The sequence below is a fragment of the Promicromonospora vindobonensis genome (genome assembly GCF_042685865.1).
Lineage (GTDB): Bacteria > Actinomycetota > Actinomycetes > Actinomycetales > Cellulomonadaceae > Promicromonospora > Promicromonospora vindobonensis.
Map to the genome: position 1 here is coordinate 1092883 of NZ_JBHUOG010000001.1, position 22612 is coordinate 1115494.

The 22612-nt window shown below is 67.1% G+C and carries 23 protein-coding genes and 1 pseudogene; 14 read left to right on the forward strand and 10 right to left on the reverse strand.

The window, feature by feature from the left end:
• Positions 1–22: 22 nt before the first annotated feature.
• A complete protein-coding gene (gene mobF / locus ACFS27_RS05120) occupies positions 23–3106 on the reverse strand; it encodes a MobF family relaxase (RefSeq protein WP_377183603.1) in 3084 nt (1027 codons plus the stop codon).
• A gap of 516 nt (positions 3107–3622) precedes the next feature.
• On the opposite strand from mobF, the gene ACFS27_RS05125 reads away from it, so the two are divergent.
• From ACFS27_RS05125 to ACFS27_RS05175, 11 genes are all read left to right on the forward strand, one after another.
• Positions 3623–4810, forward strand: coding sequence for a damage-control phosphatase ARMT1 family protein (locus tag ACFS27_RS05125; RefSeq protein WP_377180767.1), 1188 nt, complete (start codon positions 3623–3625; stop codon positions 4808–4810).
• 401 nt (positions 4811–5211) lie between these two features.
• A complete protein-coding gene (locus ACFS27_RS05130; protein WP_377180768.1) occupies positions 5212–5721 on the forward strand; it encodes a hypothetical protein in 510 nt (169 codons plus the stop codon).
• A gap of 356 nt (positions 5722–6077) precedes the next feature.
• The gene (locus ACFS27_RS05135) at positions 6078–7316 is read left to right on the forward strand and encodes a competence protein CoiA family protein (protein WP_377180770.1); all 1239 of its coding nucleotides are present in this window, start codon (positions 6078–6080) and stop codon (positions 7314–7316) included.
• 182 nt (positions 7317–7498) lie between these two features.
• On the forward strand, positions 7499–7693 hold the full coding sequence (locus tag ACFS27_RS05140) for a hypothetical protein (RefSeq protein WP_377180771.1): 195 nt from the start codon (positions 7499–7501) through the stop codon (positions 7691–7693).
• Positions 7674–8201, forward strand: a complete 528-nt coding sequence (locus ACFS27_RS05145; RefSeq protein ID WP_377180772.1) for a DUF6879 family protein — start codon at positions 7674–7676, stop codon at positions 8199–8201. Before ACFS27_RS05140 ends, ACFS27_RS05145 begins: the two co-directional genes overlap by 20 nt.
• Positions 8198–9031 (forward strand): helix-turn-helix domain-containing protein, encoded by an 834-nt coding sequence (locus ACFS27_RS05150; RefSeq protein WP_377180773.1) that lies wholly within the window; start codon positions 8198–8200, stop codon positions 9029–9031. Before ACFS27_RS05145 ends, ACFS27_RS05150 begins: the two co-directional genes overlap by 4 nt.
• Positions 9032–9093: 62 nt before the next feature.
• On the forward strand, positions 9094–10242 hold the full coding sequence (locus ACFS27_RS05155) for an HAD family hydrolase (protein WP_377180774.1): 1149 nt from the start codon (positions 9094–9096) through the stop codon (positions 10240–10242).
• Between the two features lie 36 nt (positions 10243–10278).
• A complete protein-coding gene (locus ACFS27_RS05160; protein ID WP_377180775.1) occupies positions 10279–10512 on the forward strand; it encodes a hypothetical protein in 234 nt (77 codons plus the stop codon).
• Positions 10512–11024, forward strand: a complete 513-nt coding sequence (locus ACFS27_RS05165) for a hypothetical protein (RefSeq protein WP_377180776.1) — start codon at positions 10512–10514, stop codon at positions 11022–11024. The genes ACFS27_RS05160 and ACFS27_RS05165 overlap by 1 nt, the downstream gene beginning before the upstream one ends.
• Positions 10996–11673 carry a GNAT family N-acetyltransferase gene (locus ACFS27_RS05170; protein ID WP_377180777.1) on the forward strand — a complete coding sequence of 226 codons (678 nt, stop codon included), beginning with the start codon at positions 10996–10998 and terminating at the stop codon, positions 11671–11673. The genes ACFS27_RS05165 and ACFS27_RS05170 overlap by 29 nt, the downstream gene beginning before the upstream one ends.
• On the forward strand, positions 11670–12344 hold the full coding sequence (locus ACFS27_RS05175) for a GNAT family N-acetyltransferase (protein WP_377180778.1): 675 nt from the start codon (positions 11670–11672) through the stop codon (positions 12342–12344). The genes ACFS27_RS05170 and ACFS27_RS05175 overlap by 4 nt, the downstream gene beginning before the upstream one ends.
• On the opposite strand, the gene ACFS27_RS05180 is transcribed toward ACFS27_RS05175, so the two are convergent.
• From ACFS27_RS05180 to ACFS27_RS05210, 7 genes are all read right to left on the reverse strand, one after another.
• A complete protein-coding gene (locus tag ACFS27_RS05180) occupies positions 12295–13218 on the reverse strand; it encodes a class I SAM-dependent methyltransferase (RefSeq protein WP_377180779.1) in 924 nt (307 codons plus the stop codon). The genes ACFS27_RS05175 and ACFS27_RS05180 overlap by 50 nt on opposite strands.
• 48 nt (positions 13219–13266) lie before the next feature.
• Complete coding sequence (locus ACFS27_RS05185; RefSeq protein ID WP_377180780.1) at positions 13267–13824, reverse strand: 2'-5' RNA ligase family protein; 558 nt, start codon at positions 13822–13824, stop codon at positions 13267–13269.
• Complete coding sequence (locus ACFS27_RS05190) at positions 13821–14300, reverse strand: adenylyltransferase/cytidyltransferase family protein (RefSeq protein WP_377180781.1); 480 nt, start codon at positions 14298–14300, stop codon at positions 13821–13823. The genes ACFS27_RS05185 and ACFS27_RS05190 overlap by 4 nt, the downstream gene beginning before the upstream one ends.
• Positions 14297–14920 carry a hypothetical protein gene (locus ACFS27_RS05195; protein ID WP_377180782.1) on the reverse strand — a complete coding sequence of 208 codons (624 nt, stop codon included), beginning with the start codon at positions 14918–14920 and terminating at the stop codon, positions 14297–14299. Before ACFS27_RS05195 ends, ACFS27_RS05190 begins: the two co-directional genes overlap by 4 nt.
• 38 nt (positions 14921–14958) lie before the next feature.
• Complete coding sequence (locus tag ACFS27_RS05200; RefSeq protein ID WP_377180783.1) at positions 14959–16011, reverse strand: tetratricopeptide repeat protein; 1053 nt, start codon at positions 16009–16011, stop codon at positions 14959–14961.
• A 197-nt stretch (positions 16012–16208) separates the two neighbouring features.
• Positions 16209–17300, reverse strand: coding sequence for a hypothetical protein (locus ACFS27_RS05205; protein ID WP_377180784.1), 1092 nt, complete (start codon positions 17298–17300; stop codon positions 16209–16211).
• Between the two features lie 56 nt (positions 17301–17356).
• On the reverse strand, positions 17357–17860 hold the full coding sequence (locus tag ACFS27_RS05210) for a hypothetical protein (protein WP_377180785.1): 504 nt from the start codon (positions 17858–17860) through the stop codon (positions 17357–17359).
• A 327-nt stretch (positions 17861–18187) separates the two neighbouring features.
• On the opposite strand from ACFS27_RS05210, the gene ACFS27_RS05215 reads away from it, so the two are divergent.
• Positions 18188–19135 (forward strand): HNH endonuclease, encoded by a 948-nt coding sequence (locus ACFS27_RS05215; protein WP_377180786.1) that lies wholly within the window; start codon positions 18188–18190, stop codon positions 19133–19135.
• A 157-nt stretch (positions 19136–19292) separates the two neighbouring features.
• Positions 19293–19886, forward strand: coding sequence for a GNAT family N-acetyltransferase (locus tag ACFS27_RS05220; protein ID WP_377180787.1), 594 nt, complete (start codon positions 19293–19295; stop codon positions 19884–19886).
• A 189-nt stretch (positions 19887–20075) separates the two neighbouring features.
• Here the strand turns inward: ACFS27_RS05220 and ACFS27_RS05225 are convergent, their stop codons facing one another.
• Positions 20076–20705 carry a hypothetical protein gene (locus ACFS27_RS05225; RefSeq protein WP_377180788.1) on the reverse strand — a complete coding sequence of 210 codons (630 nt, stop codon included), beginning with the start codon at positions 20703–20705 and terminating at the stop codon, positions 20076–20078.
• 418 nt (positions 20706–21123) lie between these two features.
• On the opposite strand from ACFS27_RS05225, the pseudogene ACFS27_RS05230 reads away from it, so the two are divergent.
• Positions 21124–21525, forward strand: a pseudogene (locus ACFS27_RS05230) (ISL3 family transposase); the annotation flags it as partial.
• A gap of 154 nt (positions 21526–21679) precedes the next feature.
• Here ACFS27_RS05230 and ACFS27_RS05235 read toward each other — a convergent pair.
• Positions 21680–22546 (reverse strand): LysR family transcriptional regulator, encoded by an 867-nt coding sequence (locus ACFS27_RS05235; protein WP_377180789.1) that lies wholly within the window; start codon positions 22544–22546, stop codon positions 21680–21682.
• Positions 22547–22612: the final 66 nt, after the last annotated feature.

The following is a 22612-nucleotide window of genomic DNA, read 5'->3' on the forward strand; positions in this document are numbered from 1 at the left end:
TGAGCGCGTTCAGTACCGCGCGCTAACGGTCTGGTTGCCGGTGCGGGTCGAGGTCGAGGACGTCGTCGGTTTCCACGTACACGCGGTTGGAATCCCGGCCACGGGTGATGGCGGTGTAGAGCTCGTTGCGAGTCATGCCGACGCCGACCATCGCGTGGCTGGTGTCCACGGTCATGCCCTGCACCCGGTGGATCGTGGCGGCGTATCCGAGCTCGATATGCGCGGCGACGTAGCCGGCCGGGAGCAGCACGGTCGCCGCGGTGTCCAGGTGTCGGGCCTGCAGGGCACCGTCGCGGCCTCGGGCGATGACGCTCCACAGGTCGCCGTTCTTCACCCAGTCCCGACCCCAGTCGACGTCACCGTCGTCATGCTTGGCGTGCAGGTGGCGGTTGTTCAGCCGGGTAACGATGACGTCGCCGATGCCCGCGCGGTTGTCATCGCGCAGAGTCACGCCGTCTTCCTCGACTTCGCCGCGGGCGACGCGGTGCAGGCGAGCACGGGCAGATAGGTCGGTGACCAGATCGTTCGTCGCGGCGATCATGATCGTCTTGCGGCCGTGGTCGGAGTCGGTCTGCCAGTTCGCGAACATCTCCTCCGCCATCTGCGCGACCGACCCGCCCTGGGTGCGATGCCGGGTGACGTAGAAGTCCAGGCCACGGTGGTCACCGTCGCGGAGCTGGAGGGAGGCCTCGGCCTCCCCGGTGGTGGTGAACCGGTGGATCTGCGTCAGCTCGGCCGCGCCCGCCTGCTCCGCGATCAGGCGGAGCGCCCCACCGGCCGCGACGGCGCCGAGTTGGGCGGGGTCCCCGAGCAGCCGGACACTACCCCCGGCTTGTCGGGTGATGGCTAGGGCCTGCGCGAGGGCGAGGGTGCCGGCCAAGCTGGCCTCGTCGACCAGCACAACGGTGCCTTCGTCGACCGTGAGACGTTGCCGAAGACGTTCCCCACCGGCGCCCTGGTTCGCCAGGAGGAACATGTCCAGGGTCTCCGCGGTGATTCCCGGGTCGCCGAGGTCGGCGCCGAGGACTTCCGCGGCGGCGGCCGACGGCGCGAGCGCAATGAGCTTGCCGCCCGCGTCCTGGACGGCGGCGGCCAGGGCCCGCATCGCGGTGGTCTTCCCGGTCCCGGCCGGCCCAATCCCCGCCGCCAGGACGGTGCTGGCCGCGAAGTGCGCGACCAGCTCCCGCTGCCCCGGATTCAGGACCCGACCAGTCTCGGCCCTCACCCGCTCGATGGCACGGTCCACCTCGGTCGACTCGATGATCAACCCACCGGCGGTGCGGGCAGCGGCAAGGAGCTGGTCCTCGGCTTCCAGTACCGCCAGGGAGGTGTACCGGGTAGAGCCGTGCACGAAGTACACCGACTCGCCGTCCTTGCGGCGCATCACATCGGGCGGCTCGTTCAGGTCCGGCGGCGTGATCTGGAGGCTGCCGGCAACTGCATGTCCGGCGATCGTCGCGGCCAGCGCGAGCAGGTCGGTTCCCGTGGGGGCGTGTTCTCTGGCGAGGCGGGTGGCTTCGGCCTGTAGGTGGTAGGTCGTCCACGTCGCGCGCTTGTCCGCCACGTTCCGCAGGCAGGCGTCGACCAGGTCGCCGTCGGCCAGCACTTGCTCCGCCAGTCCTGAAAGCATGGCCTGACGGTCGGTGGGTGTGCGCCACCGCAGCTGCCGGAAGACCTGCGCGCGCGGCCACCGGGTGGCGATGCTCTCCATGGCGTCGGTGACGTCCTGGAGCGCCCACCGGGTGATCCCGCGCCCGGCGAGGTCTCGAGCGACAGCAGGCCACAGGTCTTTCGCCTCGTCGACCACAACCCGCCCGGTCCCGGACTGCGGGTGCAGCGCGGTGGCGAGCATCCGGGCCACCGCCGCCCGGCCGCCTAGGACGCTGGCGGCGACACCGGCCCACTGCGGCAGCCGGTCACGTAGCCCGAACGGAGCGCCCTTGGCCTGGCGGGTATCGAGGTTGGCCTGCTGCGCCAACCCGTACGCCGCCTTCGTACCCGGCTCGTGCCCGTACTTCGCCCGATACTGCGCACGCAGCGTCTCGTACGACTCCTTGATCGCCGCCCGCCGCCTCGAGAACGCGTCACGCAGCACCTTCGGGATCCCGACGATCTCTCGCACACCCTGCTTGCCCCTACCTCGGGTCTCGGTGTGGAACGCGACCCCGAGACGCTCGACCAGGAGCTGCTCGATTCGGGTGTTGTACCGCTCCGACGCCGCAACCTTGAGGCCGAGCAGGACGCGTCCGTCCAGGGCCCGCCACCCGCCGTCCACGCCGCGGACCTTGGTGGAGACCGCGACGTGGGTGTGCAGGTTCGGGTCCCCGGTACGGGAGTCAAGGTGATCGAACGCCACCGCCGTCAGGCCATGGGTATCGATCTGCCGCACACCACCGGCACCGGCCCGGGTCAGCGCGCCCTCGGCCTCGATCCACGCCAGCGTCTCCTTCCACGCCTCGGTGTGCGCCTGGGTGATCGCCTCCCGTGTGGCCGGGTCCCCCAGACCCCACAGGACCGAGATGCTCTTGGAGGGCGTGAAGACGAGGTCGTACCCCGCCACCGCCTTACGCGGTTGCTGCCCGCGCTCGGCCAACCACTGCGCGACGTCGGTGTCCACCGTGCCGGCGCCCTTGTCGTTCTTCGCCTGCTGTGCCAGGGTGCGCGCGACGGTCCACCGGATCAGGTCCCGCTCGATCCCCGCCTCCGGTGGACGATCATGCTCCGCCGCGAATGCTGCGAACGCGGTCTCAAGGGCCTGCTTGTACCCGTCGTCGGGGCGGGCTTTGAACTCGGGGAACGCTCGCCCCAGCGCACCTTCTCGCTCCGCGTCGCGTTTCGACATACCGCGGGCCAGGGCCTCGACCTCCAGACGGTCCGCGTCCGGGTGGCGGCCCTTGCCGTACAGGGACTGCATCTGCTTCTCGGCCACCTGCCCGGACACCCCGAGTTGCTCCAACCCCGAACCGACCCACTGGCCGGGCGGGTTGCCGTGCTGCATGTAGTAGTCCGTCAACGAAATGCCCCGCTCACGCGGGACGTCACCCGAGGCGACCTGCTGGGTGAGATACGTGTACCCGCCACCGGCGCTGAGCACGTGGACCGTCATCACGTCCCCCACCCCTCCCGGCAGGGCTGGAGCGGGTCAACTCAGAGTTGACTCGGGACCGCTCACAGCGTTGTGCATTAGGTGTGTGGCCTTCGTCGGGCGGTCCGCGGGACCCGCTGTCCGCTGGTCTCGCCTGCCCGCCATATCCGCGCAGCCACTGCGCCGTGTCAGCCGTGTGCCGTGCGTCGTCGCGCCGCCTGTGCGTCGCCGTCGCTGCTCGCCGCTTGTGTCGCTGCTGCCTGGTCGCGCGAAGGTCGCGGGTGTGGACCCCGGGTCTTTTGCATGCCAAGAGCCCGCCCATCCCCGAGGGGATGGGCGGGCACAGGTACCGAACGAGCCGCGGACTGGATACCCGCGAAATCTGTGGCTGCGCTCCCTGGGCGCACGTCGAGGTGACCACTCCCGTGGCGGTTTCAGTATTCGTTCGACGCTGGGCAGTTTCGTTCGACTCTTGTGTCCAGCGAGGATAGGAACGCCGTCGTTCAAGTTGGATGACGATGAACGAGGAGCCAACGAGTGACCATCAACCACGACCAGAATTCCCTCCCGGCCGCGGCGCCGATCGTGTCAAACGTGCCCGGCTCCTTCGCCCGGGGTGTGCTGACGCGAAGGCACCCAGACCTGATCTCGACCGTTCGCCGGCTCGTGCCCTACCCACCGGCGATCCAGAAGTCGCTCGACCAGTTGCTGGTGACGATCCGCGACACCATTCCGCCGCTTCCGGCCGGCTCTCACGGCCTGGCGACATGGCAGGAATGGGCGGCCCCGTACCTGGGCCGCGCGTGGGTCGACGTTCCGTTCCTGTGGGCCGAGTCCTACTTCTACCGTCTCCTGCTGGAGGCCACCGGCTACTTCGGCTCGGGACCGTGGGCCAGGATCGACCCGTTCGCACCGCAGAAGAACGCGGAACTCAACACCCCCGATCTCGCCCGCGATCTGAGAGACCTTGACCGTCTCGTTACGGCCCCGGACCAAGCCAGCCCGTCCGCGGCTCTGGCTGCCTCCCTGTGGGGCAACCGTGCCGACCTCGGCTTCCGGATGTCCGACCCGGGCGCACAGGGCAAGGACCAGGTCGACGACCTCGTCGCAGACGACTCGGCAGAGCTGTGGCACCTTCTGGACGCAGGCGCTCCGGGCAGGGTGCACCTGATCGCGGACAACGCCGGCCGGGAGCTGGTCGCCGACCTCGTCCTGATCGACCGTCTACTGGCGACCGAACGCGCCGCGATGGTGGCTTTGCACCTCAAGCCCTGCCCCTACTACGTTTCCGATGCCACGACCGCCGACCTGCTCCAGGCACTACGGCGCTTGGAAGAGGCAGGCGACACCGCCAGCGGAGTCGCCCTCCGTCTCACGGCCGCAATCAGCGATGGGCGACTCCAGGTGCACGCCCATTCGTTCTGGTGCAGTCCGCTGACCTTCCACGAGTTGCCGGACGACCTTGCCACCGAGTTGGCCGAGGCGACCGTCGTGATCATCAAGGGCGACCTGAACTACCGACGCTTGGTCGGCGATGCTCACTGGGAGCCCACCACCTCGTTCGAGGACCTCACGTCCTACTTCCCTGCCCCGCTAGCCGCGCTACGGACCCTCAAGTCCGACGTCGCCGTCGGCGTGGACCCGGATCGGCTGGCGCACCTGGAGTCCAACACGCCTGGATGGCGCACCGACGGCGCCCACGCTGTCATCCACGTGCGCTCCTGAACTCGCTCTCCCAAGCCCCGCTAGTTCTGCATGCGCGAGGCGCGTGCGTTCGATGTCGACCTTGCAGCACGCATGGCTCGCGCCGTCTCGCCCCTCGAGTGCCTCCGGCCGGATGGCTGTGGCCGTCTGTGTCAGGGGTCAGGACTAGCGGTCGCCGAACGACCAGTGAGCGGACGACGGGACGTCTCACGTCTCCGGACGGGCCCGTCTGGCGATGCCGTGAAGTCATCTCTCGAAGGAATTCGAGACGATTTTGTGCTGCACAGGGAAACAGCTAGTACCGACTCGAGGACGCCCGCAGGCTCCTCCCCAGAGCAACCGCGCCCAGGGATGGGGTGAACCCGCTTCACCACGACGGCGAGCCGCTTGCCGTTCCCGTGCAGGCACGAAACGCTCTGCACATGGATGTGACACTTGGCGCCGTGCTGGCCATCGTCGGTGTGCTTCTGGGCCAAGTGGCGGCGCACCTCTTCTCACGCCGTAGCGCCGCGGCCGCCAACGACTGGGCTCGCAGCGAACGCCTTCACCAGGAGCGAATTGCCGCTTACGCTGCACTGGCTGGCTCGCTCGCGACCTACCGCCGGGGGATGCTAGATCGGGCGTTCGCGAAGGTTCAGGCTCCGCGTGACCCCGCCTACGAGGACCTCCTGCGAGAGTCCCGGCGCAGCCGTGATTCGGCGCAGCAAGCCCTCTACCTCGTCGAGTTACTCTGCGACCGCCCGGAAGTCGTCCGCGCCGCGCGGGTGGCGTACTACTCAATGGACGAGTTTGTCGAGATCAACGGCCGCGAGAAGATCGATGCTGCGCGAAACTTGACCCGCGCAACGATCCAACGGTTCGTAAGCACCGCGCGCGACACCATCAGCCCGGTTCCCGCGGAGGGTGCTAAGGAGTCGGGTCCGGTGGTTTGAGAACGGCACATGCACTAACTGCCCTGGTCGACGCCAGCTACCTGTCCAAGTAGGTACTCTCTGCGGTCGTCTGGGCGTGGGCTCGTTGTCGGACGTCCACAGCGTTGGCCGCGCGGTTCGCACCGCGCCTCCGCCGCCCAGTGTGGCTGCAGCCGTACAGCAAGCTGAGGAGGCATCGACATAAGCACCGTCGAACCTCCCTACCTGCACCGGCCCTCGCGTTGACGGAGTTGCCCGACGATCGCCTGTCCGCCGCGGGTGTGCGGGTGGACCGGAGTTCGTCATCGACGGACAGTCCGCATGACCTATCACACGACGTCCTATCGTCCGGAGCAGCTGCCATGTACGGTCGCGGCGTGGAGCAGGGGCACGAGGCGGTTGCCGCCTTTCTCGACCGCGAGTCCCGACAGGTCTGGGCTCGTCATCGGATCACCGGTGAGCCGGTATTCGTCGCTCCAGGCGCTGCAGCGGAAGTCCGCAAGACGGCCCGCGCAGAGTGGACCTGTCTCGTCCCGGAGTGCGAAGAGCTGATCTCGACGCGCGGCGGATCGAAGCGCGACCACTTCTTCCACGTCACTGCTGTCGAACACCCGGGCGGTCCGGAAGGAGTCAACCACCTCGCGTCCAAGGCCATGCTCGCTCAATGGGCGGCTCGGGAGGCGAGCGGTGGCGCCATCGTCGTCGAAGAACAGAGCATCAAGAACATCGAGCTCGAGCTCAACCGCCGTCCCGACGTGCTGGTGACCTGGCCAACGGGTCAACGACTCGCTATGGAGGTCGAGTACAAACACTTCCCCGCCGAACTCTGGGCTGCGAAGCAGACCGACCTCGACCGCGAAGGGGTCACAGTCACCTGGCTTGTGGGTCACACGCGCGTGCAGCTGGATCCGAAGTTTGCATCTGCGGTCCGCGTGCCGGCACTTGGGCGAACGCTCGCAGCGGCGGATCGGCATGTGCTTGTCATCAACCCAGTCACTCGCCAGATCGGCACGCTGGCTGGTGACCGGCGGTTTACAACGCGGCTCAAGTGGGATTCCACTGCGTGGTTGCGCGTCGACGAGCTCGATGCCTGCGTTCTGGACCCCCACAAAGGGCTGGTGACACCGACGATGCGGAGAATTGACGCCGCCATAAAGGGAGCCGCTCGTGCTGCCGCAGAAGAAGCTGCTGACGAACGCGCGATCGAGGAAGCACTGGAAGAAGAGGAACATCGGCGGCGTGCCGCTTGGCTCGCGTCGAGAGCACGCCGCTTGGTTCACCGGGTGTGGGGCAATTCCCCTCGCCTGCTGAGGGACTCGAGCGATGACGACTGGGCGATCGAAGCCATCCCGGTCCACTGGCACACCGTGCTGTACGAAGCTCTGATCTACAACAGGCTGGGGCGCGACTTTGCATTCGACGACTGCTGGACCGCGCTCCGAACCGCGTCGATCACCTGGACACACGATGACGACTACGCCCTCAAGGCTCTGATGTCGTACCTCGACACGTTCGTCGATGCGGGCCTCGTCATGCCAGTCGGAACCGATCGGTGGCGCGCCTGTGGCCGAATCGACCGGTGGAAGCAGGTCCCTGGCCGCCTGCCTCGTGCCTGACGACGGGGAACGGCAGCACCTCGCGAGACTCCCGCGTAGCAAATCAAGCGGTCCCGCTGGACTCGTGAGACTTCCGACCCAAAGCGCCGCTTTCCCGTTGTAGAAACTCGATCCCCTTGCCCAGCCGCACACACACACCGAAGAATCGAACGCGACAGCAGGCCAGCCAAGGGGGAACCGCCATGAAGGTGACAACGCTCGCGAGCGCGTGCGATAAGAACGACTGCCCGACGATCTACGAGACCGACCGAGGCACGATCCTGGTCCAGGGTGAGACGCCGACCGGTCACGGTCTGACGATCCCCGCGCACGAAACCCTGGTTGAGATTCCCTTGGACCTGATCCGGAAGGCATTCGGTGACCGGCTTGGCGCCTAAGACCCTGGGAGACCTGTTCGACCAGTTTCAGCGCGAAGCCTTCCGGCTGGAGACTCTCGACGACTACAGCCGATCCGGCAACGTCGACGCCTACCAGTTGTTCCTCGACGGCCAGGACAAGCCCGCGGAATACAACCTGGACTGGCTCGACGAGGTACGGACCCACACTGACTCGGGACGACGCATGTACCGCGTCCATGTTCTTCGGCGGCCGCTGACGCCCTACCTGCGCTTCGAGCTCGGCTGGGGCTATGCCACCAATGCCACGGCGGGCGAGGAGTTCTTCATCCTCGACGTGACCGAGCAGCCCACACCGCTACCTGAACATGTCGGGGACTTCTGGCTCTTCGATTCGACCACGCCGGCCCGGTTCAACTACAGCGACGGCAAGTTCATCGGGGCCGATGTTCTGCCAGATGACTACGGCCCGGAGTACGTCGCCTACCGTGAGACAGCCTTGGCGCACGCGGTGCCGTTCGCAGACTGGTGGGCGATATACGGCGAATGAACCGTTCCGAGTTGGGCGCAGCGCTGCGGGCTCTACGGCAGGCCTCCGGTATGGAGGCCAAGACCGTGGCCCGTAGCTCTGTCATGTCCGCGAGCAAGCTGAGCAAGATCGAGACGGGCAAGCTCTCCCCCAGCGCGGACGACGTCGACCGGATCCTGACCTCCATCGGCGTCTCCGACGAGGTCAAGGCGGAGTACATGGAGGCCGCTCGCGCGGTGGCCACCGAGGCAACGGCTTGGCGCCTAATCCAGCGTGCTGGTCTGCACAAGGCGCAGAAGCAGCTACAGGCCGTCGAGGCCGACATGGATCTGCTGCGGGTGTTCCAGCCCGCGCTCGTGCCGGGCCTGCTGCAGACGCCGGAGTACATGCGGGCGATCCTGTCTCGGCACGACGACCTCACCGAAGAGACGGTGCGACGCACCATGAGCGCACGGCTCGAGCGCCAGGAGGTCCTCTACGACGAGGACAAGACGCTGCGCTTCGTCATCACCGAACCGGTCCTGCGGTGGTTGATCGTGCCGACGCCGGTCATGGCCGGGCAACTGGACCGGCTGATCTCCCTGACTCGGCTACCAAATATCGACCTGCGGGTCGTGCCGCTGGCTGGCGCCCAGCGGGACATCCCTAACCACGCCTTCGTCGTCCGCGACGACCGCTCCGTGAGCGTGGAGACCGTGCATGCGAAGGTCGTGGTGACCGACCCCCGAGACGTCGCTCTCTACGTCGCCAAGTTCGATGGGTTCGCCGAGCACGCCCTGTCTGGCGAGGCATTGAAGCCATTTCTCGAAGGCATTCGAGACGACCTTGTGCGGCAACGGGAAAGTGGCTAGTACCGACCCGATAACGGCCTCAGGATCATTCCCAGAGCAAGCGCACCTGGGGAGGTCCGACAATGAAAAAGCCACCGGCAGGAACGGCAACGCATCTGATTGCGCTCGACATCGACGGCACGCTGATCGGCCGGGACGGCAAGGTGCCGTCTGAGACGGTGCAGGCGTTGGAGCTGGTGCGCGCCAGTGGACATCACGTCGTACTGGCAACCGGAAGGTCGCTTGTCGGGCTGCTCGCTGCCGCCCGGAGATTAGGCCTGACCGAGGGTTGGGCAGTCTGTTCCAACGGAGCCCTGACGGTACGTCTAGACCGAGGGGCATCGTCGGGATACAAGGTGGTGGAGGCCCGCACCTTCAGCGTGGGAGCGGTAGCCCGGCAGGCGAACCGGCTGTCGCCCGGCGTGGACGTCGCAGTTGAGGACGTTGGCTGGGGCTGGCGCGTGAACTGCGAGTTCGGACCTGGACTGCTCAACGGACCGCAGAAACTCACGCCGCTCGAAGAGCTCCTGGCGGGAAAGGCTTCGCGGGTTGCGCTCCACGGCAACCAGGTCGCGGACCACGCGGATGCGCTAAGTCACCTCGGTGCAACCGTGACACCAGCGGGCCACGACTGGCTCGATGTCACGGCGCCCGGAACAAGCAAAGCGACTGCGCTGGAACAGATCCGGTGCCTACTCGGAGTTGTATCCGAGCACACCGTTGCAGTCGGCGATGGAATGAACGACATCGCCATGCTCGGATGGGCGGCGCGTGGCGTCGCCATGGGGCACGCACCCGACACCGTGCGCGAGGTCGCCGATGAGACCACCGGGACCATCGCGGAAAACGGCGCAGTCCCGATCCTCCTGTCGCTGGTCCCGGCCCCGGCGCGCCGGCCTGGCTTGTCACCGCTGGGAGCACAGCTCGCCGCAGCCGTCCACACCGCCGTCGAACGTGCGCCGGGCCCTCTCGTGGTCCGGGTCTGGCACAGTTCCAGTCCCGACCTCGCCGGGTGTGAGGTCCACACGCTCCGGTCGGGCCGGTGGGTTTGGCAAGCACCGGTGCCTGCCGGCAGAGCCTCCACCATGCGCGACGTCGAGCGCGCTGCTCGCGAGGCCGGGCTCACCTACCCGCGTGGCGACGAGGGACGACGACGCGCCCACTGGCGCACAACCGCAGCCGGGTCTGAATCGGGACCGGCCGAGTTCGAGCTCCCACTGACCCGTGTCTGACAGGCACCTCTCGATCAGAGGAGCCACACCGTCAGCATGTTGCACACTGCCAACAGGCCGGGGATGATCGCTATGCACAAAGAAGTTCGTAAAGCAGTCGACGAGGCACGACGCGCCGGCTTCACCGTGCGCGATCTGAGCGGCCACACCTGGGGCCATATCGAGTGCTCGTGCGGAGCACACGTCAAGATCTTCTCCACCGGCCGCAACCCCGAGAATGGCGCGCGATTGATCCGCAAGTTCGTCGAACAGCACAGGAAGCACGTGTGATGACCGAATTCGAGTTCTCTCTCGTTCTGGATCGCGATCCGGACGACGCCCAGACCGAGGCCATCGCGGGCAACGTGCCGTCCGTTACGGGCCTGGAGGGCGGCGGACCGGTCTCGCTGGCGCACGTCGCCGTCGATGCAGCCGACTTCGCGACAGCAGTCACCTCGACCGTGCAGCAGATCGAGGCGTTCGGTGTGCTCGTCGTGGGACTGCAGACCGACGACCTGATCTCGATCAAGGAGATCGCCACGCGCACGGGTCGCACCCGGGAGTCTGTGCGCCTGCTGGCGACCGGGAAGCGTGGCCCTGGAGGGTTCCCATCCCCCGTCTCCCCTGAGCCATGGGCCCTGTACTCCTGGACCGAGGTTGGAGGTTGGTTCTCCGAACGGTTCCCGGAGCAGGACTTCGACCTGGACCGGCAGGCCACGGCTGCCGATCACTTCTTGCGTGGAAGGCACATCACGCGCGCGGAGCCCAACGCGGATGCTTGGGCTCGACTCCTGTCCAGCTGAACGCGGCGAGGCCGAGCACGAATCAACCGACTTCCTGGAGCCCACCATCGAGACGACCGCCCCCGACCTGTGGCTGACCCACGACGGCGTCGGCCTTGGCCCTCTTCGGGTCGACCTCGCCGAGACGTACTGGCGCTGGGAGAACTCCCTGCCCGTCATGGCCGGCTACGCCCGCCAGACCCCGGAATCCCTCACCGAACGCACCGCCGGTCTCGAAGCCCAGCTCGAAGGCAGCGCCGACCAGACCCGCTTCACCATCTACCGCCACCACGACGACACCTGGGCACCGGTCGGGATGACGTCCCTGCTCACCGACGACCGCTACCGTACCGGCGAGTTCTTCATCTACATCGGAGAGCCCGACCACCGCGGGCATGGCACCGGCACTATCGCCACCACGATGATCCTGGACTGGGCCTTCCACGTCACCGCGCTGCGCTGCGTCTACCTCGAGGTCCTCGCCAACAACACCGCCGCCATCCGCGCCTACGAGAAGGCCGGGTTCGGCACCGTCGGCACCCGACGCCGCACGGGCTCCTGGTTCGGCCAACCCGCCGACGAAGTCATCATGGACGCCATCCCAGAGGAGTACACCGGGCCACGACTCGTCGAGGCCGCCGTCCTCGGTAACCGGCAGTCCCGACGATGACGAGCCCCGCTCGGTCCGCCCTGAGCGCCGTCATGCCGACGTTCGGACTGCGAGTCCGTTGGGACGGCCTCGAGCTGCGCCTGGCCGATGACGTCGAGCTGCTCGCGCTCGCCGGTCTCGCCGCCAACGGCGTGCACAACCCCGAGGCCGCCCCGTTCTCCTGGCCGTGGACCCGAGGCACCGACGAAGAGGTCAAGCAGAACGTCCTCGCCCACCAGTGGAAGAACCGGTCCAGGACCGCAGCCGACGACTGGGCACTGTCGCTTGCCGTCTTCCAAGAGGGTGTGGTCCTCGGGGAGCAACAGATCTCTGCGAAGAACTTCCAGGTCGCCCGCTCGGGGCTCACCGGGTCATGGCTCGGGCTTCGACACCACGGCCACGGCATCGGCACCCGGATGCGACTCATGGCGCTGCACCTGGCCTTCGAAGGCCTCGATGCCGCGGAGATGATCAGCGAGGCCTACGACGACAACCCCGCCTCGAACGCCGTCTCCCGCCGCCTCGGATACACGGCAAACGGATCGCGGGCCGCGGCCCGAGAAGGAAGCTCCGTCATCGAGAACAGCTACCGGATGACCCGAGAACAATGGGGCGCCCGTCCGGGCGACCTGCGTCCCAAGATCACGCTCGAAGATGTCTCGGCGGTCCGCCGGCTGTTCGGAATCGATTAGTCGAAGGAATCGACTCACAGGGGGATTTGGGCGGGGCAATCAATGCGCCTTCGCCCTTCTGACGGGCTTCGCGCAAGTCCCTACCATGTTGCGATGGACTGCGCAGCTCGGAGCGGCCCATTCGACGTCCCTGCGCAGAGTCGCCATCCCGGGCCGACCTCGTGTCAGCAATCTGATCGACCCGGAAAGGCTGCCGTTCGACACGGCGATCCCGTTCCCACAGGTCGATCACGTGCCCGGCGACCCCCGTTACTGGTACAGACATGGCAAGCCCCCAGCTCGCGGCGCGCATCCGCTCGCGGTACGGCTCGATGCTGTCGCCGTAGCAGTTGGCGACAAGGTGCCCCCCGCCTGATGCAGTGCAGCGGTGCAGTTCGCTGAGCATCGGGGCAGGGACCTTGAAGTGCATGACGAACAGCGCGTGCACGAGGTCGAACATGCCTGAGGCAAATGGCAGCGGGCCTTGCGGCGCGACCGCGACGGCGTTCCGGGGTCGCAGCGCGGCCAGCGACGTCCAGCTCATGTCACACCCGGCGACGCGCGGTGTGAGCTCGGTCCGCAGTGTCTCGGCAGCCTCACCGGTGCCGGTGCCAAAGTCCAGGACGTTGCCCGGGGCCAGGCCGCAATCGCGGACCACGTCGATCATCGCTGCCTGGACTCTGGCGTGGATGTGCCGGTCCAGTACACGTGTCCGTTCGCTGAGCCGGAGCTCGCACACTTCCCGCACGAGGTGTGGGTCCATCTCGGCCGGCGGGACGGGTGCATAGAGATAGTCCATGAACCGGTACATGGTCCGGCCGCTGTGCTCGATGATGCGGGGCCCGGGCATGTCGCCGTCCAGAAGGAGCAGGGAGCCGTGCGCGATGAGTCTCATGGCGTCACACACGTCCCGGAAAGCATCTCGCCCTTGGCCGGCAGGAGGTCAGGCGTCATTGAGCGTGAACCGCTGGATGAGATCGCCCTTGATGCCCTTCGGCCCGGCGTGCGCGACGTCGATGGATCGGACGGCGCAGTCCCGGACTCTGGCGGTAGACCGAGCCAGAAGCCGGTCGATGTCGTCGAAATGGTCCTCGACGACAGCCAGGGTGAGGTGCGGTTTTCCGGTGGTCCGACTGAGGCTGCTCATGAGCGTGGCGATCGCCGCGCTCACGCTGGCACGCCAGGACAGCACGGCCGCGGGTGCGCTGACGTCGGCAAGCACGTACTGGCCCGTGACCGTCTCGCGCTGAGGTGCGCCGAACCGCAGGACGAACGGCTCCAGGCGTGGCACGGCCTCGGCGAGGATCGCGATGACCGCGTCGAGGTCGTCGACGTCGATGGTCCCGAGCGCGATGGTGACGTGGGGCCTGCTGTTGCCCCTCTCGCCGTAACGGACGCGCGACCCGTACCGCTGACCGACCGCAGCGTTGATGAGGGAGCAGTCGTCGGCCGCAGGTCCTTCGACGGCAAAGCTCACGCCGATCTTCAGCGGTTCAGTCACGATCGGGCCTTCCCGTGATCGAGGATCGAGGCGATGAGATCCGACGTCGACCGGAGAGGTGGTCGTTTCATGGTGCGCAGCTCCGTACCCAGTGACTCGAGGTCGGCGCGCTCGGCAGCGCTGAGGAAGGTGAAGTGACTCGCGCAGAGGTAGTTCGGCCGCACGGTTTGCACCACCTCGGCCACGGCTCCGACGTCGTAGGCGACGACGTAGTCCACGCACTCGAAGGCACTGAGGACCTCCACGCGCTCCTCGAAGGACAGCACCGGACGGCCAGCGCCTTTCGCACGTCTCACCGAACCGTCTGTGGCGAGGCCGACCACGAGGCTGTCGCCAAGACTGCGTGCGGCCTGGAGCGATCGGACGTGGCCGGCGTGGGTCAGGTCGTAGACGCCTTTAGTCATGGCGACAGTGCCGAGCATCTTGCGGAACACCTCGTCGCCGAACAAGGCTGCGTGTGCCAGCTTCGTCCTCATGCGGCGGCCTCCAGCGTGGAGGCGACCTCGGGAGCCAGCAGGCTGGTGATCGTGGTCATCACGGAACGGGCCGTGTCCTGGATTCGCCCGTCCAGGAGCGCCGTGTCGAGCTCGATGGTCAGCGGGCCGTCCGTCGGCGGCTCCTCTACGAACGTACGAGCGGCGTCGCGGAGCGCCTCGAGCTTGGTGGTGTTCATGATGCGCCCCTCCGCGGCGGTGAGTCGGTTGGCTGCCTCGCGCTGCAGGCTTATCTCCGGTGTCGTGATGAAGACGAAGCACACATGGACGCGACGTCGCACGTCCGGCTCACCCGAGATGGCCTCGACAGCCGCGAGATGGGAATCGGTGACGAGGCCGACGGCGTTGAGCGCGCGGGAGAAAATGATCCGGTCGTTCAGGCCACGGTCCAGAAGGTGGAAACGCGGCGGCCGCTCGTCGGCACCGACTGCGGCGAGGTACTGCAACGCGCTGCCGACCAGATACAGATTGAGGCTCGCCAGGTCGCTCTTGTCGATCGGCGCATAGCGTCCGCCGCCATGGAAGTCAGCCACCGCCCAGCCCGCACGCCGAATCCGGTGCGACACCACGTCCAGCACCGTCGTCTTGCCGCTCTTGGGCATGCCTGCGAACTCGATCACGACATCGCGGGGCAACACACTCACGCGGGGCTCTCCTCCGGATCAGTCGGCCGGAACGCTCGCAGGCAGAGGTTCTCAGCTGGGTTCTCTCCGCCTGCGACCAGGTAGAACTCCATGTGGCCGAGCACGGCCTGTCGATTCCTCGCCGCGCTGTACTGTGCCATCTGTTTGGCGATCCGCAGCGCCTTCGCCCGTGATGACGCCGTGCCCCGCGAGTACTCGTAAGCCCACTCGATGACGTCGGCCCATGCCCTCTTCATCTGCCCGGTCCGACGCTTGAACTGGACGCACTTCACGGCCTCCACGAGCAGCGTCTTCGACTCCGCGGGCTCACCCACCCTCAGCGCCATCAGCGCGGCGAAGAACAACGACGTCGGTTCCATCGGCGTCAGCAGCATCGCCGCCCGGTGCGCCTGGAGCGACTCGTCCCACCTGCCCTGGTCACGTAACAGCAGACCGAGGTAGTCCCAGTTCTCGTACGACGACTCGTCCGCGCGGATCGCCTTCTTGATGTGGTCCATCGCGCGATCCGGCGCCTCGTATCGGTAGGCCGTCGCGAGCGCACGCCAGGTGCCGGCCGAGTCTGCGTCAATCGGATCCGCTGCCTCGAGAATCGCCTCGGCGAGCCTGTTGAGCCCCTTGTTGATGTATGAGCGAGCCAACCGCACCCGGATCCGTCCGTTGCCGGGCTGGATCTCCAGAGCTTGCTGGTAGTAGGTGACAGCTCGGTCGTAGTCCGCCTCGGTGTACGCCGACTGCCCCTCGTTGTAGAGGTGGGCTGCCAGGACGATCCGCTCCGACTCCTGCTCGAACGCGCGCAACCGATCATCCAGCTCCGACCGTCTCCGGGCCGCCTCCACGAGCTCGGCCCGTAGGGCGTCACGATCGCGTCGCACCTCATTGAGCGTCCGTAACCCAACCACCGCTCCGACCGCCAGAACGAAGGTGATCACGGTGATGGCCGCCAGGGCGACGGCGATCGTCAGGTTCGCGAAGTCGATGTATCCCGAGGGATCAAAGCCCGACTCCGAGGCGCCCGGCGATGGTGCGCCCAGGAGCACGCGACTGCTCAAGAGGCCTCCCCTGACACGGTGTGACCTGAGGATATTGCACTATGCTCGACAACTCCAGAGATTTGCTTTACACACAGCACCGGCGCGGTGACGCCGCTGTCTGCGCGACGGTGAGATGACAACTCCTGCACTTCGGCGCTCGCCGCGACAGGCGGCGACCGGCTGGAACCCATTGACCTCTTCAGCGTCTTGCGTCATCACCGACCTTCACGTTCCGGCTTCGCGTCACCGGAGCCGGCGCTGAGCCTGTTGGCGACCGCCAACGCCGGTGGAAGCGCGTCGTTTGCCTGTGCCCACGTCGCCCACCACGTCGACCGGACCAGCTCTTCGGAAGCGACTTCAAGCCAGGCAGTACGCGCGAGGGTCTCATCCAAGGCGCTCAGCACCGATGCCTTCTCCTGCGCAGAGCATCCGAGCCGTGCTGGCTCGCGCGACCGGACATCGTGGGAGAGCGTGATCGCCACACGAACCCGGTCACCTACAGGCTCTTGAGAGGCAAGGTGGCGCGCGTACTCGGCGAGCACGATCGGCGTCGGCGGGTATCGCGACAGATCCAGACCCATGCCACTGGCGCCAGCCATCGCGCTGAGCAGGCGGCCGGTGTGGTCGACCAACTCGTCGTCGACCACGGGTCGGATGATCGCTTCGTGGAGGCTTGCCGCGAGCGCGACCTTGCCCGCGAAGTACACGTTGAGGAACTCACCATCGCAGGCGTGACGCAGCAACCAGTCCCTATGCCCGCCGGAGTACTCGCACAGCGTCTCGACGTAGTACACGCGGCCCCACCCGGACGAGCGCTCCGCGAGCCAGAGCAGGCTCTCGCCGCCGTCTCGGACCTGGCGCAGGAATTTTGCTGCGAGAGGCGCGAACCGGTCCGAGAGCAGTCCGATCGTCCTGACGACCTCGACATCGTCGACTGACGGTCGCGAGGCGAGAAGTCCCGGGCCGATCGTCACGGCACACCGATCACGGGCGTGCTCGACGAGCCACCGCCCGGTACGTCGCACCAGTTCTGGGCCAGCACGCAAGGCGACCGATCGGAGGTGGTCATTCTGGTGGATCGGAACGTCGACACCATGGAACGCGTTCTCGACCCAGCCGAGATCGTCGTGTGGGTTACTGAGGAACTCACTGAGGAGGTCCGCGGCTGCGGCCCCCTGGAGCAGCGGATCCTTTGGACGGTCGACCTTGCGCCTACGGTGTGCCTCGTCGTCGGGGAGCAGATAGCCGTCACCCGGCAGCGGCACGTCCGGGTTCTCGTCGCGCAATCGGACCGCGTGCTGGAACACGGAGGTCCGCGAAGCCGTCGGAACATTAGATCCGGTCGGCGGCGTAGCGCGACCCGTCATGACTCCAGACCCAGCAGCCATGTCGCGATCTCGGCGACGCCGCCAGCAGTCAGCCCGACAGACGATTCGACCTGGAAAAGCAGCGCAGGCCCAGGATGCTTCACCTCGACGAACCGGCGGTCCATCTCCGTGATGACGTCGTCGATCCACACGAACGGTCGGCCAGCCGCGACCCGGACCAGAGCGCGCGTCTTCCACCCCAGACTGTTCGGGTCGTGCTCGCCATAGGGCGGCAGGTCCGCGACCGGAAGCACCGGAAGCCCGACCCGCGGTGCGATCACCTCGTTCGCGTCACCCATCCACGCTGTCGCCCACGCCAGGTCACAGCCCAGGCCCAGCAGTAGCGGACCGAGGTCCGGGTCGATGAAGTCGAGCTCCGGGCGCGGCGTGTCAGGGTCCTCGGGCTTGCCGTCGCGAGGCTGAGGCAGCATCCCGGGCCCACCGAACGGCAACAGGGCCCCGTCGACGTCGAGGAACAGCAGCGGGCGGGCAACAGTCACGCCCGCACGATAGCGGCCTGCGCACGCGGCCGGCACCCGGCGCGCGTCTGCCTTCCAGACCATGGGAGGCGCACGATACACATAGACACTTACCGTCCAGGAGAATGCGGCAGACCAGCAGGCGGAGCTCGAGGGGCTGCGCCGGCGAAGCGGAACCTCACGACGACGGTGTGTGACCCCTGACCAGGGCGTACGCACCGCACACCAGCAGGTGCAGCAGTCCCGGGTGATTCCCCGATCCCCGAACTCGCCTGACGGTCCAGACGAGTCCACTCGTGCAAAGCTGTGCGCATGGACGCTCCTGGCCCTCGACGCGCCTGGTTGCTGATGACCACCGACGGCGGGTCGCTCTATGACGACCAGCTCGGCATCGAGTATCTGTACGACAGCAAGGTCCAGAACCACAAGCGCCTGCAGGTGGGCGACCCGATCGCGCTGTGGGACGGTGAAAGACTCCTCGGGATCTCGGTGATCGAGCAGGTCAGGGAAGCTCCTGGCACCAAGACTTTGCAGCGCTGCCCCACGTGCGGAAAGACCCGCCCGAATCCGCCGTCGAAGGCCAAGCCACACTTCCGGTGCTCGAACACCAGCTGCAGGTCGGAGTTCAACGCGCCGCACCTTGAGAAGGTCGACGTGACGATGTACGCGGCTCGCTACGACGCTGCGTGGACGGCGCTGGACGGCCTCCTCGACGAGGACGAGATCCGGCCCTTGATCCTCAAGAGCGGCAGCTTCAACTCCGTCCGAGAGCTCGACTGGCCGGCCTTTCAACAGGCTTTGGCGAACAAGAACGCTGACCGGGCCCTTAACCGAATGCTCGCGCGTGTGCCAGATCTGTCGTGGCCGACGACGACCGAACCGCGCATCGAACTCGTCCACGGCTTCGAGCACTCGATCGTTCGTGTCCGCCGAGGGCAACGGAAGTTCCGGGAGCACATTCTCGCCAGCCAGGGGAGCAACTGCGCCTTTACCGGCGCCGCTCCCCCGCGCGTTCTTGAAGCAGGACACCTGTACAGCTACGCGCAGCTCGGGAAGCACGTCGAACACGGCGGGCTGATGCTACGCAGGGACATCCATCGGCTCTTCGACGACGGCCTGCTCTCGGTAAACCCCACGGGGCTCCGGATCGACGTCGCCTTCGACCTGATCGAATACCCCCAGTACGCAAGCCTGCACGACCAGGCGCTCACGACGCGGCTCCGAACCGAGCAGATCGAGTGGCTCGACAAGCACTGGCACGAACATCGTGAGGCGTTCCAGCTCGACCGGACCTGACCGCGACTGGTCGGGGCCGCCGTCCTCGGCATCTAAATCACGTGATGTGGCACCGTCCCGCATGGCACGCTCGCGTCGTCCAGATGCTCATGCTCTCGCCGAGCGCTGGAGTCGAGCAGATCGGGTGCGGTGACGCCACGCCCACGAGGAGGCACCTATGTCGGCGATCAACTTACACGAGCCTGTGCCGGCCGAGCTACGCACCAGCGAGTTCGTCCTGCGCCCGATCACCGCGGAAGATGCCGCGATGGATCACGACGCTGTCATGGAGACGCGCGAGAATCTCCGGCTCTGGGAGCAGTCGTCCTGGCCGGAAGACGACTTCACCGTCGAGGCGAACCGCGCGGACCTCGTCGACCTTGAAGAGCGCCACGCGGCGGGCCGCGCCTACACGTACGCCGTGCTGGACCCGCTCGGTACCGAGTGCCTCGGCTGCGTCTACCTCTTCCCAACGGAAGCCACCTTCCTCACCAAGACCACGGTGACGCCGGTCGGCGACGACGCCTGGGCGGACGTCCAGGCCGTCGTCTATTTCTGGGCGCGCCAGTCACGCATGGAGACCGGGATGGACGGCCGCCTCCTCTCCGCCCTGCGCACCTGGTTCGCCGAGGCCTGGAAGCTCGAGCGCACCGTCTTCGTCACCAACGAGCAGTTCACCCAGCAGGTCGACCTCATCGAGCGCACGGATCTGACGCGCAGGTTCGAGCTGGTCGAGCCCGGCAAGGCCGGCACCTATCTCGTGTACGGCTGACGCAGGAGAGCCGCTGTCGACGTGTGACCTCGCACCGGCTCCCTCAGACTTACCGCGTCCCGTTCTACGACCGGCTCAGGATCCTGCTGGACGGCGGTGACTTCGACGGCGAGTCCCGCTACAACGGCGCCCTGCCGACGTCGTCGACGAGCTGCTCCGCACCGGTATCGCGTTAGGTGGAGTCGCCAGTCAGCCGAATACCTCGGCCACTCGTGCATCCAAGCGCTGCTCGATCTCGTTGAGCTGCTCGAACATGTCGTCGATCCGACCAGGATCGACAGCTTCGACATCGCCGTCGTCGTCGCCTCGTTCGGTCCTCTCACGCACCTCACGGTCGATCGCCCACGCCAGTCCGGCGTAGCTCCAAAGCAGGTTCAGCGCCTCACGCTGAGCGTGTGCCGACGTATCCCTCGATGCCGCGTCGAGAAAGGTAATGACGTCGTACGGGGTGTCCGGGGTATCCACATCGTTGCCGTCGTCGTCGAGCACGATCCGCCGGACGGTTGGGGTCGCTTCCCGGAACGGCCCGAGGACAGCCGTCGCCCGCTCGCCAGCTCTGCTTCCGAGACGCCACGCCCCGACGCCGAGCCCAGCCAGCGCGGTCCCGATGATCGGTCCATACCACCGTTGCCCATCGGTGATCGGCGCGAAGAGGCTCTGGCCGACGAAGCTCAGTCCGATCACGACCGCGAAGAACGCGAACCCGATCCACCCGTCCTGGACCCGAAGCGCAGACCGTCGGGCCTGCTGCACGGCGGCGATCTGTTCGTGCACCGCCTCAAGGTGGCGACCCCGCAGCTCGGGATCGATCACGAACACCGCGGAAGCCTTGTCCGGGAAGTGGTGCCACTCGACCCCCGAGCGTGCCAACGGCCGCTGCTCTCCGGTGATGACCACCCGCTCGGCGACGACTCCCGTTCTTCGAGCTCCGCCCACCGGGACCTCGATGGATGACATAGAACGGGAGACTACTGCTCAAACGTCGTCGTGCGTAGGGTTTCGATGGGCCTCCTTGCAGAACGGTGATGAGGCCCGACACCTGCGAATCCTGACCGTCGCCCACATCGGGTCGCAGCCCAGGCCCAGCGGCAGCGGACCGAGGGCCGGATCGATGAAGTCGAGCTCCGGGCGCGGCATGTCGGGTCCTCCGGCTTGCCGTCGCGAGGCTGAGGCAGCATCCCGGGCCCGCCGAACGCCAACAGGGCCAGCTTGGCGGCATCCATCGGGACACCTCGACGATCACCCCCACCTCTCCCCGCGCCGCGCGGCCCGGCTACTGCTGACCCGGCCGGCCAACCTGACCGACCGGCAGGCCGAGCGCCTGGACCAGCTCGTCGCGGCCTGCCCCGAGATGACCGCTCTGGCCGACCTCATACGCTCCTTCGCCAGCCCGCTCGTACCCGACGAGGCCAATGCCGAGGCGCTGAACACGTGGCTCGACCAAGCCCGCGCCGCCGATCTGCCCCACCTGCACTCCTTCACCCGCGGCCTCGAACAGGACCACGACGCCGTCGCCGCCGCGCTGACGCACTCGTACCACAACGGACGGACTGAAGGCGTCAACACCCGGACCAAGATGTTCAAGCGACAGACGTACGGCCGAGCCGGCTTCGACCCCCTCCGTCACCGCATCCTGTAACCCTGACCAGGCTCGACGACAGCGACCACCGAAAGTGCGACAGAGCCGTTCATCGGACACTCCCGAAGTGATCGACAAGTCCATGGTGCGCGGGGCCGTGGATGCGGCCGATTGAAGCGCCAGCGGTCGTCGGCAGCATGGTGGTGGAGCGGCTTCAGTGAGGTTCGCCGGGCACGAGCTCTCTCAGCGCGTCGAGCAGCAGCTCTGTGGCAGGCGACTGGTGTTGGGACTGGGTCGCCAGACCGGTGCTGACGGTGATTGGTGACCCCTGGGTGTCGACGAGGATCGGGTTGCCGGGCGGTGACACCGCTTGGGGCATGACCGCGTAACCGAGATCGTGTGCGCTGAGGGCGAGGGCGAGTGCCGGGTCCGCCACCTGGGCTCCGATCGTCAGCCGGATCCCTGCGCTCCGCGCGACCCGTTCGAGCTTGCTGCGCGCGGAGGCGCCTGAGTCGAGGACGATCAAGCGTTTGCCGGCGAGGGCGGTGATCGGGATCTGTCCGCCTCGGCGTGCGGGCATGCCGACCGCGCAGAGCGGGTCGCATGTCCACTGCCGATATAGCGGCGACGGCTCTGCGGTGACGAGATAGCCGACGTCGAGTTCGTGTTGCTCGAGGGCGCGCTCGAGGTCGGATGATGGCGCCGACGTGATGGTCAGCTCTACGTCGGGGTAGTGCCTGTTGAAGCGAGCGAGTAGGCCGGGCAGGTCAGGATGGGTTGCGCCGGCGATGATGCCCAGCCGTACGGTCCCGCGGTGCAGGCCGGCGACCTCGTCGACGACCTGGGACAGTGACCGCATGTGGGCGAGCGCGGCGCGTGCCACGGGCAGTGCGGCCGTTCCTGCGGCCGTGAGGGTGACCCGCCGGCTGGTCCGCACGAAGAGCATCTGACCGAGCTCCCGCTCCAGTTCGCGGATGCGGGTGCTCACCGTCGACTGGGAGAGGCCCAGGTCCGCGGATGCCGAGCTGAAGGACCGTCGCTCGGCGACGGCCACGAACGCGGACAGCTTGGCGGCATCCATCGGGATTCATGATAGTACCGTTGCCGACTATTGATACAGCGGATCGATAGGTAGAACGGTGCCGTG